General features: G+C 72.8%; 11 protein-coding genes. 9 read left to right on the forward strand and 2 right to left on the reverse strand.

The features are described from left to right. Positions 1-94: 94 nt before the first annotated feature. Positions 95-739, reverse strand: coding sequence for a hypothetical protein (locus ACHZ99_RS24380; RefSeq protein WP_420306872.1), 645 nt, complete (start codon positions 737-739; stop codon positions 95-97). 131 nt (positions 740-870) lie between these two features. On the opposite strand from ACHZ99_RS24380, the gene ACHZ99_RS24385 reads away from it, so the two are divergent. The 9 genes from ACHZ99_RS24385 to ACHZ99_RS24425 all read left to right on the forward strand — a co-directional run bounded on the left by ACHZ99_RS24385 (position 871) and on the right by ACHZ99_RS24425 (position 11,179). Continuing rightward, positions 871-1,653: an enhanced serine sensitivity protein SseB gene (locus ACHZ99_RS24385; protein WP_420306873.1), complete on the forward strand. Its 783-nt coding sequence runs from the start codon at positions 871-873 to the stop codon at positions 1,651-1,653. 168 nt (positions 1,654-1,821) lie between these two features. Continuing rightward, on the forward strand, positions 1,822-2,601 hold the full coding sequence (locus tag ACHZ99_RS24390; RefSeq protein ID WP_420307005.1) for an enhanced serine sensitivity protein SseB C-terminal domain-containing protein: 780 nt from the start codon (positions 1,822-1,824) through the stop codon (positions 2,599-2,601). Positions 2,602-2,962: 361 nt separating this feature from the next. Next, positions 2,963-3,961 (forward strand): ABC transporter permease, encoded by a 999-nt coding sequence (locus ACHZ99_RS24395; RefSeq protein WP_420306874.1) that lies wholly within the window; start codon positions 2,963-2,965, stop codon positions 3,959-3,961. A 116-nt stretch (positions 3,962-4,077) separates the two neighbouring features. Further along, complete coding sequence (locus ACHZ99_RS24400) at positions 4,078-5,808, forward strand: ABC transporter substrate-binding protein (protein WP_420307006.1); 1,731 nt, start codon at positions 4,078-4,080, stop codon at positions 5,806-5,808. A gap of 75 nt (positions 5,809-5,883) precedes the next feature. Further along, on the forward strand, positions 5,884-6,891 hold the full coding sequence (locus ACHZ99_RS24405; protein ID WP_420306875.1) for an ABC transporter permease: 1,008 nt from the start codon (positions 5,884-5,886) through the stop codon (positions 6,889-6,891). Next, a complete protein-coding gene (locus ACHZ99_RS24410) occupies positions 6,888-8,024 on the forward strand; it encodes an ABC transporter ATP-binding protein (protein WP_420306876.1) in 1,137 nt (378 codons plus the stop codon). Before ACHZ99_RS24405 ends, ACHZ99_RS24410 begins: the two co-directional genes overlap by 4 nt. After that, positions 8,021-9,205 (forward strand): ABC transporter ATP-binding protein, encoded by a 1,185-nt coding sequence (locus ACHZ99_RS24415; RefSeq protein WP_420306877.1) that lies wholly within the window; start codon positions 8,021-8,023, stop codon positions 9,203-9,205. The genes ACHZ99_RS24410 and ACHZ99_RS24415 overlap by 4 nt, the downstream gene beginning before the upstream one ends. Before the next feature lie 24 nt (positions 9,206-9,229). Beyond that, on the forward strand, positions 9,230-9,892 hold the full coding sequence (locus ACHZ99_RS24420) for a trimeric intracellular cation channel family protein (RefSeq protein ID WP_420306878.1): 663 nt from the start codon (positions 9,230-9,232) through the stop codon (positions 9,890-9,892). A gap of 105 nt (positions 9,893-9,997) precedes the next feature. After that, positions 9,998-11,179: a cysteine desulfurase family protein gene (locus ACHZ99_RS24425; RefSeq protein WP_420306879.1), complete on the forward strand. Its 1,182-nt coding sequence runs from the start codon at positions 9,998-10,000 to the stop codon at positions 11,177-11,179. Positions 11,180-11,249: 70 nt separating this feature from the next. Here the strand turns inward: ACHZ99_RS24425 and ACHZ99_RS24430 are convergent, their stop codons facing one another. After that, on the reverse strand, positions 11,250-12,065 hold the full coding sequence (locus ACHZ99_RS24430; RefSeq protein WP_420306880.1) for an N-acetylmuramoyl-L-alanine amidase: 816 nt from the start codon (positions 12,063-12,065) through the stop codon (positions 11,250-11,252). Positions 12,066-12,117 lie beyond the last annotated feature (52 nt).

A 12,117-nucleotide genomic window follows, 5' to 3' on the forward strand; every position in this document is an offset into this window, starting at 1 on the left:
GTCCGGCAGCCGGCGGCTCCGGCGCGCGCCCGCCCGGCGTGCCACCCGGCGCCGGACCACTCCCGGCCCGGCCAGCCGCCCGGGGCCCCACCGCCTACGCGCCCGTCCCCGCCGGCAGCTCCGGCGGCTCCGCCGCGTTCGCCGCCGCGGCCCCGGGCGGCTGCCCCGCCGGCACCAGCCCGCTGGCCGCCGCCGCCGACAGCACCCGCACCAGCGCCGCCACGGCCACCGACGCCCGCTCGTCCACCGCCGTCCGGTCGCCCGCCTCCCCGGCCCGTACCAGACCGGCCAGCTCCGTCCGCAGCGACGCGACCGCCTCGGCCAGCGCGGTCGTCTCCCGCGCCTTCATCGACTTGACCCGGCCCCGGGTCTTCGCCGCCGCGCCCACCGCGTCCAGGGGCGACCGGTAGTCGGGCAGCGTGCGCGGATGGAGGCGGCCGCCGTCGGCGACGGCCCGCTGGATCCGCTCGACGGCCCGCGCGGTGGTGTCGGTGAGCCGGCCCAGCTCCGCCAGCAGCCGCAGCGTCGAGGCGTCGACGTCCGCGGCGGCCGGGGCCGCGGCGCCCGCCGCGGCGGCGCTCCGGCCGCCCCCGGGGGCGGCCTGGGGCCCGGTGAGCCCGGCGGGCCCGGCGGCCACGGGTCCGGCCGTGCCGAGCACGAGCGCGCCGCCGGCGACGGCGGAGACGACGGTGGCGGCCAGGCCGCCCGTTCGGTTCGTACGCGTGGCGTTCGTACGCATGGCAGAGGGGCTCCCTGATCCGGGGTCGGGTGGGTGCGAGGGCTCCACCGTGTGCAGGTACGGGCTTCGCCCGCGAACGCTCGCAGCCGTTAGGGTGCCGACGTTCATCCCCCGACAGTTGGCTGGTCCCGATGAGCTTCGACTACCGCTCCCCGCAGCCCCCCGCCACCGGCGGCTTCCCCGGCAACGAGCTGGAGGAGGTGCTCGCCGCCTCCCTCGGCAACCCGCAGGCGGCCCCGCGGCTGCTGGAGGTGCTGGGCCGCAGCAGCCTGTGGGTGCCACTGCCCGAGGGCGGCGGCCCGGACAGCGTGTCGCTGAACGTGCCGACGACCGACATCGGCGGCGCGCCGTACGTGCCGGTGTTCTCCTCGCAGGAGGAGTTCCTGCGGGTGGCCGGGTCGCACCTGTCGTTCACCGTCGCGCCCGCCCGCGAGTTCGCCCGCGGGCTGCCGCCGCAGCTCGGCATCGCGGTCAACCCGGGCGGCACGGTCGGCGTGCCGCTGCCGCCGGCGGCGGTGGCTGAGTTGTGCCGCGACCGCCGGGAACGGGGGGCGCCGCGGCTGCCGGGGGAGGCGCGGGGCGGCCGGGTGCGGCTGTTCACGCCGGACTGGCAGGACGACCCGGTGGACTTCCTGGCCGTCGCCCGGGAGGAGTTCGAGCGGATCGGGGTGGTGCGCAGCGCGCGCCGGGGGCTGGCGAGCGTGGAGGGCGGCCGCGAGCAGCTCTACATCGGGGTCGAGCTGCTGGACACGTACGACGAGAGCCGGCAGGCGACGGTGGAGGCGCTGGGCCGGGCGCTGGGGGCGCGGCCGGTGCCGTGGAAGGTGCAGCTGGTGTTCCTCGACGCCGCCGTGGACCCGGTGATCACCTGGATGCGGGCCAAGGTCGAGCCGTTCTACATCCGGGTCGGGTGACACAGGCAGGCTCTAAGCTGGTTTGATGACCTTCGGGCGGACACGCGTACGCGCCCGCCCGGGGGCGGCGGTGGCGGCGGACGGGACGAAGGGTTGGGGCCGAGGGTGAACGGGGGCGCGAGCGGGAGCGCGGCGCCGGGAGCGGGTGTGGACCAACTGGTCCGCCAGATGGCTCCCGGCAGGTACGACGCGTACGAGGCGCTGCTCGCCGCGCTGGCCGCCGGGCAGGTGTGGATGCTGCTCTGGCAGGGCCGCCCGGACTCGCCCGACGCGCAGTACGGCAGCATGCAGGTCGACGGCCACGCCTACGCGCCCTGCTTCAGCTCCGACCGCGAGCTGGCCGCCAGCGGCTGGACCGGCGCGCACGAGCCCGTCGCCGGCGCCGAGATCGCCGCCGCGCTCTACCCCGACCGCTGGGGCCTGTGGCTCGACCCGCACGCCGCCGGCGGCGGCGTCGGCGTCCCCTGGCTCGACCTGCGCCGGCTGGCCACCGGCCTGGACCGGCTGCCCGCGGGCCCGCTGCGGATCTCCGAGCCGGTCGTGGACGTAGCGCAGTTCTACGCCCTGCTGGGCCAGACCGCCCACCGCACCCCCGCGGTGCGCACGCTCTGCCGCGCCTGGGTGCAGCCGGCCCTCGGCGAGCCGTACCTGGCCATCGGCATCGACCTCTACGACACCGGCCCCCAGTCCGTCGCCGCGGCGCAGGCGATGATGCAGGAGTCGGTGGCCGCCGTGCCCCCGGGCCTGGCGGTCTCCACGGTGGCGCTGGCCGACGACCACGAGCCGGTGGCGATGTGGATGCGGGCCAACGCCCGGCCGTTCTTCGACCGCGGCGCCCACGGCGGCGGCCCGGCCGCCCCGCCGGCCGGTTACGGGTACCCGCCGCCGCACCCCGCGGGCGGCGCCCACCAGTCCGGCTGGCAGCCCGGGCCCGCCCCCGGGTTCTGAGAACCGGGCCGAAAGCCCTCGGCGAACCCGGTTCCGGGACCCCGCCCGTTATGTCCGCGCATATCCCGCTATCCGGGCGGGGAAGATCCGCTCAGCGGCGGTGTGATGTCCGGATAACGGTATCCACTGCATCGCATCACGTTTGCGCATCCATTCCCCTCGGGGGCTGGCGAGTGATCCCGAGCGCGTTGAAGACTCCCCCCGTCAGGAGGCTGTCGTTCCCCTGTGCGACGACAGACATTCATGATCACGCACTACGGCACCGACAGCACCACGGCATGACTTGCACCAGCGAAGCGAATGAGCCGCTACCGCGGCGGACGACGGCGGGACGCCGCCGCTCGAGAGGGGTCCCCACAACATGACGGCACCTATCGAGACAGCCGGCGCCGCCGAGGCGGCGCCGGAAGCTCTCGTCGAGGGCGTGGACAAGAGCCGGATCGAGGGCCGTTCACTCGGCCGCATCGCCTGGATGCGGCTCAAGCGCGACCGCATCGCCATGGCCGGCGGCATCGTCGTGGTGTTCCTCATCCTGACCGCCGCGCTCTCCCGCCCGATCCAGGCGATCCTCGGTCTCGACCCCAACAAGCTGAACCAGGACCTCGTCGACCCCTCGCTGGCCACGCCGTACGGCTCGTTCGGCGGCATGAGCTGGGATCACCCGCTGGGCGTGGAGCCGAAGCTGGGCCGCGACATCGCCACCCGGATCCTGGAGGGCTCCTGGGTCTCGCTGCTCGTGGCCTTCGGCGCCACCATGGTCGCGGTCGTTCTCGGCACCGTTCTCGGCGTCATCGCCGGCTACTACGGCAAGTGGGCCGACACGATCATCAGCCGGACCATGGACACGTTCCTGGCCTTCCCGGTGCTGCTCTTCGCCATCTCCATCTCCGCCGCACTCCAGGGCGGCGCGTTCGGGCTGAAGGGGCTGGAGCTGCACATCGGGGTGCTGATCTTCGTCATCGGCTTCTTCAGCTGGCCGTATATCGGCCGCATCGTCCGGGGCCAGACGATCAGCCTGCGCGAACGCGAGTTCGTCGAAGCGGCCAAGAGCCTGGGCGCGCGCGGCCCCTTCATCCTCTTCCGGGAGCTGCTGCCGAACCTGGTGGGGCCGATTCTCGTCTACTCCACGCTGCTGATTCCGACCAACATCCTGTTCGAGGCGGCGCTGAGCTTCCTCGGCGTGGGTATCCAGCCGCCGCAGGCCTCCTGGGGCGGCATGCTGAGCAGCGCGATCGACTACTACCAGGTCGACCCGATGTTCATGGTCGTGCCGGGCGTGGCGATCTTCCTCTCCGTGCTGGCCTTCAACCTCTTGGGCGACGGGCTCAGGGACGCACTCGATCCCAAGGGCCGCCGATGACGCCGATGACCCCAAGAAGCAGTCTGGGCGCGGCACCCGCCGTACCCGCTCTCGTCCCATCACTCCGAACCAGGGGGCAACGCCTCACCATGAAACTCAGGTCGAAATCAGCCGCCATGCTCGCGGTTGCCGTCTCGGTCGCGCTGACCGTCTCCGCCTGCGGCGGTGGCGGCAACGACGACGACGAGGGCGACGAGGGCGGCGGCGCGGCCGCGAACGCGGCGATCGAGAAGGTTCTCAACCCGTCCGACAAGAAGGGCGGCACCCTCGTCTACGAGTCGGCCGACGTGCCGGACTCGATGGACCCGGGCAACACGTACTACGGCTACATGTGGAACTTCAGCCGGCTGTACGCGCGCTCCCTCATGACCTACGCCCCCGGCCCGGGCGCGCAGGCCGCGGAGCCGGTGCCGGACCTCGCCACGGCCCCGGGCGAGTCGAGCAACGGCGGCAAGACCTGGACGTACAAGATCAAGAAGGGCGTCAAGTACGAGGACGGCACCGAGATCACGACCGCGGACATCAAGTACGCGGTCGAGCGGAGCAACTTCGCCCGCGACGTCCTCTCGCTCGGCCCGAACTACTTCGCGCAGTACCTGGAGAACCCTGACGACTACCAGGGTCCGTACAAGGACAAGAGCGAAGAGGGCATCGCGTCCATCGAGACGCCGGACGACTACACCATCGTCTTCAACCTCAACCAGCCGTTCCAGGAGTTCGACTACCTGGCCGCGATGACGCAGACCGCGCCGGTGCCGCGGGACAAGGACAACGGCTCGGACTACCAGAAGAACATCGTCTCCTCGGGCTCGTACAAGTTCGAGAGCTTCGACCTGGACAAGTCCGCCACCCTGGTCCGCAACGACCAGTGGGACCCGAAGACGGACAAGATCCGCAAGCAGCTGCCGGACAAGATCGAGGTCCGCTTCAAGGTCAACCACGAGACCATCGACAAGAACATCGAGGCGGGCAAGACCCACGTGATGTTCGACGCGCTCGGGGTGACCGCGCAGACCCAGTCCCAGATGCTGCGGGACGAGTCGAACATGCTGGACAACCCGACCGGCGGCCGGCTCACCTACCTGGCGATGAACACCCAGCTGGCGCCGCTCGACGACGTCAACTGCCGCAAGGCCGTGGAGTTCGCGATCGACAAGGACTCCTCAATGCGCGCGCTCGGCGGCGAGCCCAAGGGCGAGATCGCCTCCACCGTGCTGCCGCCCGACGTCCCGGGCCACGAGTCCTACGAGGACCCGTACGCCACCGAGGGCAGCAAGGGCAACGTCGAGAAGGCCAAGGCCGCGCTGAAGGAGTGCGGCAAGCCCAACGGCTTCGACACCGTGCTGACCGCGCGCACCGAGCGGCAGGACGAGATCGACAACGCCACCGCGATCCAGGCGGCCCTGAAGAAGGTGGGCATCAACGCCGAGATCCAGAAGTTCCCCGGCGGCAAGTACTTCACCGACTTCGCGGGCTCCCGGAAGTGGGGCCAGGACAACAACGCGGGTCTGTACATGATGCAGTGGGGCGCCGACTGGCCCAGCGGCTACGGCTTCCTGCAGCAGATCGCCAACGGCGGCGCCCTCGGCGAGTCCGGTAACACGAACATCTCGTACCTGGACGACCCGGAGATCAACAAGCTGCTCGACGAGTCGATCGCCAACCCGGACAAGGCGGCCCGCGCCAAGGCCTATGTCGAGGTGGACAAGAAGATGATGGAGACGGCGGCGATCGTGCCCCTCTCCTACTTCAAGGTCCTGCACCAGCGCTCGGACGAGGTCACCAACCTGGTGGTCTCGCAGGCGTTCAGCGGTCAGTACGACTACCTGAACCTCGGCCTGAAGTAGCACCCCCACCGGCTGCGCGGGCGGTGCCCCCACCGGCACCGCCCGCGCCGCCCGGACCGTGGAAGGCACGCCCTCGTGTTCGCGTATTTCATCCGGCGGCTGCTGGCCGCGGTGATGCTGCTCTTCGTCGTGAGCGCCATCACCTACGCCATCTTCTTCGTCCTGCCGCGGCTGGCCGGCAGCACCCCCGACCAGCTGGCCGCGCAGTACATCGGCAAGAGCCCCGACGAAAAGACCATCGAAGCGGTCAAGAAGAACCTCGGCCTCGACGATCCCGTCTACGTCCAGTACTGGGACTTCATCCGCGGCATCTTCGCCGGCCGGGAGTTCAACTTCGGGCCCGACCCGTCGCAGTGCAACGCGCCCTGCCTCGGCTACTCCTTCCGCAAGCACGTGGAGGTCTGGCCGGAGATGCTGGACCGGCTGCCGGTCACCGCCTCGCTGGCCATCGGCGCCGCCGTCCTGTGGCTGCTCTCCGGCGTCACGACGGGCGTGATCTCCGCGCTGCGCCCGGGGTCGTTCTTCGACCGCGCGGCGATGGGCATCGCCCTCGCCGGCGTCTCGCTGCCGATGTTCTTCACCGGCACCGTCGCGCTGGCGCTGTTCACCTTCAACTGGGAGATCTTCCCGAACGAATACACGCCGCTCACCGAGAATCCGGTGCGCTGGTTCCAGGGGTTGATGCTGCCCTGGTTCTCGCTGGCGTTCCTCTATTCGGCGCTCTATGCGAGACTCACCCGGGCCGGGATGCTGGAGACCATGGGTGAGGACTACATCCGCACCGCCCGCGCGAAGGGCCTGAAGGAGCCGGTGGTGATCACCCGGCACGGGCTGCGCTCCGCGCTGACCCCCATCGTCACCATCTTCGGCATGGACTTCGCGCTGCTGCTCGGCGGGGCGGTGATCACCGAGACGGTCTTCTCCTTCGACGGGGTCGGCTCCTGGGCCGTGCAGTCCATCAACGAGAACGACCTGCCGCCGATCCTCGGCGTCACGTTGTTCGCCGCTTTCTTCATCGTGATGTGCAATCTGGTGGTCGACTTCGTGTACGCCGCCATCGACCCGAGGGTGAGGGTCTCGTGACCGGCCTGACGAAGACGGGAGCCGTCGGCGAGCCCGTGCCCACCGGCACGGGGCCGTCGGCCTTCCTGGACATCCGGGACCTGAAGGTCCACTTCCCGACCGACGACGGCCTGGTGAAGTCCGTCGACGGGCTCTCCTTCCAGCTGGAGAAGGGCAGGACGCTCGGCATCGTGGGCGAGTCCGGCTCCGGCAAATCCGTCACCTCGCTGGCGGTGATGGGGCTGCACACCGCCGGGCAGTACGGCAAGCGCCGGCGCGCCCAGCTCTCCGGCGAGATCTGGCTCAACGGCCAGGAGCTGCTGTCCGCGGAGCCCGATGCGGTGCGCCGGCTGCGCGGCCGCGAGATGTCGATGATCTTCCAGGACCCGCTGTCCGCGCTGCACCCGTACTACAAGATCGGGTACCAGATCGTGGAGGCGTACCGGGTCCACCACGACGTCGACAAGAAGACCGCGCGCAAGCGGGCGATCGAGATGCTCGACCGGGTCGGCATCCCGCAGCCCGACAAGCGCGTCGACGACTACCCGCACCAGTTCTCCGGCGGCATGCGCCAGCGCGCGATGATCGCGATGGCGCTGGTGAACAACCCCGAGCTGCTCATCGCCGACGAGCCGACGACGGCGCTGGACGTCACCGTCCAGGCGCAGATCCTCGACCTGATCCGCGATCTGCAGAAGGAGTTCGGCTCCGCGGTCGTCATCATCACCCACGACCTCGGCGTGGTCGCCGAGCTGGCCGACGACATCCTGGTGATGTACGGCGGCCGGTGCGTGGAGAAGGGTTCGGCCGAGCAGATCTTCGACCGGCCGCAGCACCCGTACACCTGGGGCCTGCTGGGCTCCATGCCGCGCATCGACCGCGAGGCCACCGACCGGCTCACCCCGGTCAAGGGCAGCCCGCCGAGCCTCATCAACGTGCCGAACGGCTGCGCGTTCCACCCCCGCTGCCCCTACGCGGACGTGCCCGCGGACGACGCCAGCCGCACCGTACGGCCCGAGCTGCGCGAGGTGGGCGATGGGGGCACCCCCGCCAGTGAGGGCGTAGCCGGTGGGGGAGGCCACTTCGCCGCCTGCCACCTGCGGCAGGAAGACCGGGAGCGCATCTACACCGAAGAGATTGCGCCGAAGCTGTGAAGGACGAGGCTGTGCCCGAGACGAAGGCCGACAAGCCCACTGACGCGGGGGACCCGAAGGCGGCCGGCGCGGGGGACCCGAAGGGCACCGACGCCGCGGCGAAGACGGCCGGCGCCGACGCCGGGACCGCCGAGCCCGCGCCGGGCGGGCGGCTGCGCAAGAAGCCCGCCGCCGGCACCGAGCCGCTGCTGCGGGTCTCCGGGCTCGCCAAGCACTTCCCCATCCGCAAGGGCCTGCTCCAGCGCCAGGTCGGCGCGGTGCGGGCGGTGGACGGCATCGACTTCGACGTGCTGCCCGGCGAGACCCTGGGCGTGGTCGGCGAGTCCGGCTGCGGCAAGTCCACCATGGGCCGGCTGATCACCCGGCTGCTGGAGCCCACCGCCGGCACCGTCGAGTTCCAGGGCCGGGACATCACGCACCTGAGCACCGGCCGGATGCGCCCGCTGCGCCGCGACGTGCAAATGATCTTCCAGGACCCGTACTCGTCGCTGAACCCGCGGCACACCGTCGGCACGATCGTCGGCGCCCCGTTCAAGCTGCAGGACGTCACGCCTGAGGGCGGGGTGAAGAAGGAGGTCCAGGGGATCCTCGAACGGGTCGGCCTGAACCCCGAGCACTACAACCGCTACCCGCACGAGTTCTCCGGCGGCCAGCGGCAGCGCATCGGCATCGCCCGCGCGCTGGCCCTCCAGCCGAAGCTGATCGTGGCGGACGAGCCGGTCTCGGCGCTGGACGTGTCCATCCAGGCGCAGGTGGTCAACCTGCTGGACGACCTCCAGCAGGAGTTCGGGCTCACCTACGTGATCATCGCCCACGACCTGTCCGTCGTCCGGCACGTCTCGGACCGGATCGCGGTCATGTACCTGGGCAAGGTCGTCGAGCTGGCCGACCGCGACAGCCTGTACCAGGCGCCGCTGCACCCGTACACCAAGGCGCTGATGTCCGCGGTGCCGGTGCCGGACACCAAGCGCCGGCAGCAGCGCGAGCGGATCCTGCTCAAGGGCGACGTGCCGTCGCCGATCGAGCCGCCGTCCGGCTGCCGCTTCCACACCCGGTGCTGGAAGGCCACCCAGGTCTGCAAGACCAAGGAGCCGCCGCTGCTGGAGCTGAAGCCCGGCCGGCGGACCGCCTGCTGGCACCCGGAGAACGCGCCCGACCAGGCACCCGACGACACGAAGTAGGACGGACCGGCGGTCAGCGGGGGCGTGGTGTCGGACGAGCTGTTCACCCCGTCCTTGCAGCACTGGCTCGACCTCGCGGGGATCTTCGTCTTCGCGATCTCCGGCGCGCTGCTGGCGGTGCGGAAGAACTTCGACGTCTTCGGCATCGCCGTGCTGGCGCTGGCCACCGGGCTCGGCGGCGGCGTGCTGCGGGACCTGGTGATCGGGGCGGTGCCGCCGGCCGCGTTCACCGAGCCGGGGTACCTCTTCACGCCGCTCGTCGCCGCGCTGCTGGTCGTCTTCCTCCACCCCGAGGTGGAGCGGATCACCAGCGCGGTCATGGTCTTCGACGCCGCGGGGCTGGGGCTGTTCTGCGTCACCGGCACCCTCAAGGCGTACGAGTACGGGCTGGGCCTCACCTCCGCCGCGGTCCTCGGGCTGACCAGCGCGGCCGGCGGCGGCGTCGTGCGCGACCTGCTGGCGGGGGAGGTGCCGTCGCTGCTGCGCTGGGACCGGGAGGTGTACGCGGTGCCGGCGCTGGTCGGCGCGGCGGCCACGGCGCTGCTGATCCGCTTCGACGCGGTCGCGCCCGCTTCGGCGACGGCCGCGGCGGCGCTGGCGTTCGCGCTGCGGCTGCTGGCGCTGCGGTACCGCTGGCGCGCGCCGCGCGCCTGGCAGCGGCGCAGCCGGGCGGCGGGGGAGGGCTGAGGCGGCCGCGGGCGACCCGGCGGGCGGTGCGGCGCGGGCCCGGGGGCGTACGGCCGGAAGGCGGCGTTCGGCGGGGGCGGCGCGCGCCGTAGAATCGGAGCCACCATGGACCAGGCCGTCTACCTCGACCACGCCGCCACCACCCCGATGCTCCCCGAGGCGGTGCGGGCCATGACCGATCAGCTGTCCGTCACCGGCAACGCCTCGTCGCTGCACGCCGCGGGCCGGCGGGCGCGGCGTACGGTCGAGGAGTCCCGGGAGCGGCTGGCCGCCGCCTTCGGCGCCCGGCCCAGCGAGGTCGTCTTCACCTCCGGCGGCACCGAGGCGGACAACCTGGCGGTCAAGGGCCTGTACTGGGCCCGGCGCGCGGAGGACCCGGCGCGTACCCGGGTGCTCGCCAGCCCCGTCGAGCACCACGCGGTGCTGGACGCCGTGGACTGGCTGCAGAAGCACGAGGGCGCCACCGTCGAGTGGCTGCCGGTCGACCCGTACGGGCGGGTGCACCCGGACGCGCTGCGCGCGGCGCTGGCGCGCGGCGGCGCGGACGACGTGGCGCTGGCGACGGTGATGTGGGCGAACAACGAGATCGGCACCGTGCTGCCCGTCGCCGGACTCGCCGCCGTCGCCCGCGAGTACGGCGTGCCGCTGCACGCCGACGCGGTGCAGGCCGCGGGCCAGGCCGAGGTCGACTTCGGCGGCAGCGGGCTGGCGGCGCTGACGCTGACCGGGCACAAGATCGGCGGCCCGTACGGCATCGGGGCCCTGCTCCTCGGCCGGGAGTACGCGCCCGAGCCGCTGCTGCACGGCGGCGGCCAGGAGCGCGAGGTGCGCTCCGGCACGCTCGACGTGCCGGCGGTCGCGGCGTTCGCGGTGGCCGGGGAGCTGGCTGCCGAGCGGCGCGCGGAGTTCGCCGCCGAGGTGGGCGCGCTCCGCGACGACCTGGTGGCCGCGGTGCGCGCCGCCGTGCCGCAGGCGGTGCTCAACGGCGACCCGGACCCGGCCGGCCGGCTGCCGGCCAACGCGCACTTCTCGTTCCCCGGCTGCGAGGGCGACTCGCTGCTGCTGCTCCTGGACGCGCAGGGCATCGCCTGCTCCACCGGCTCGGCCTGCACCGCGGGCGTCGCGCAGCCCAGCCACGTGCTGCTCGCGGCGGGGGCGGACGCGGACCTGGCGCGCGGGACGCTGCGGTTCTCGCTGGGGCACACGTCGACGGCGGCCGACGTGGCGGCGCTGGCGGCGGCGATCGGCCCGGCGGTGGCGCGGGCGCGGGCGGCGGGGCTGAGCTGACCCGGGCCGAATCGGCCGGGCCGGAATCGGCCGGGCCGTGCGGGGTTCCGCGGCGGGGGCGTAGCGCGCGTCAGGAGTCGCGCGCCGGGCGTGCGCTCGGCTTGCGCTCCGCGGCGGCGTGCGCCTCGCGCACCAGGCGCAGGTACCGCCGCCAGTCCCAGTGCGGCCCGGGGTCGGTGTGGGTGGCCCCCGGCACCTCGTTGTGGCCGACGATGTGCTCCCGGTCCACCGGTATGCCGTAGCGGCGGCAGATGTCCGCGGTCAGCTTCGCCGACGAGCGGTACATGACGTCGGTCAGCGTCTCCGGGCGGTCCACGAAGCCCTCGTGCTCGATGCCGACGCTGCGCTCGTTCCACTCCCGGTTGCCCGCGTGGTACGCGACGTCCAGCTCGCGCACGGTCTGCGCCACGTGCCCGTCGGCGGCGCGGACGACGTAGTGGGTGGCGGCGCCGTGGCCGGGGTCGCGGAAGACCTGGAGCGCCACGTCGTAGCTGCCCTGGGTGACGTGGATGACGACGCGGTCGACGGGGAAGTCCGCGGGGCGGTCGGCGCGGCGCCAGTTCGACTCCGAGGCGCCGGCCCAGCCGGCGGCGGCGTAGTCCAGCTCGCCGGGTCTGCGGGGCTTGTCGATGCCCGGCACCTGCCACCACAGGCGCTTCAGCTGCTCGTACCCGGCCCAGCCGAGGCCGGCGCCGACGGCGCCCACGCCGAGGGCGGCGAGCACGGCGCGGCGGCTGGAGCGGCGGGGCAGCCCGTCGGGGCCGAGCGGCGCGCCCCGCACGTTCCCGCTGTCCGGCCCGCTCCGCCCGTCCGGCCCGGGCCGCGCGCCGTCCGCGGGCCGCGGGCCGTCCGCGCGCTCCGGGCCGTCGCCGTCCGTCGTCGGCATCCGCCTCCACCTCCCCGTCCGGTCCCGATCGGCCAACGCCTCCGGCCGCCCC

It is taken from the genome of Streptomyces sp. MAR4 CNX-425 (assembly GCF_048656465.1).
Classification (GTDB): Bacteria; Actinomycetota; Actinomycetes; order Streptomycetales; family Streptomycetaceae; genus Streptomyces.

Coding starts and splice junctions, on each gene's coding strand:
- ACHZ99_RS24425 (WP_420306879.1), top strand. CDS start 9,998: ATGGACCAGGCCGTCTACCTCGACCACGCCGCCACCACCCCGATGCTC.
- ACHZ99_RS24400 (WP_420307006.1), top strand. CDS start 4,078: ATGCTCGCGGTTGCCGTCTCGGTCGCGCTGACCGTCTCCGCCTGCGGC.
- ACHZ99_RS24385 (WP_420306873.1), top strand. CDS start 871: ATGAGCTTCGACTACCGCTCCCCGCAGCCCCCCGCCACCGGCGGCTTC.
- ACHZ99_RS24390 (WP_420307005.1), top strand. CDS start 1,822: ATGGCTCCCGGCAGGTACGACGCGTACGAGGCGCTGCTCGCCGCGCTG.
- ACHZ99_RS24430 (WP_420306880.1), bottom strand. CDS start 12,065: ATGCCGACGACGGACGGCGACGGCCCGGAGCGCGCGGACGGCCCGCGG.
- ACHZ99_RS24395 (WP_420306874.1), top strand. CDS start 2,963: ATGACGGCACCTATCGAGACAGCCGGCGCCGCCGAGGCGGCGCCGGAA.
- ACHZ99_RS24380 (WP_420306872.1), bottom strand. CDS start 739: ATGCGTACGAACGCCACGCGTACGAACCGAACGGGCGGCCTGGCCGCC.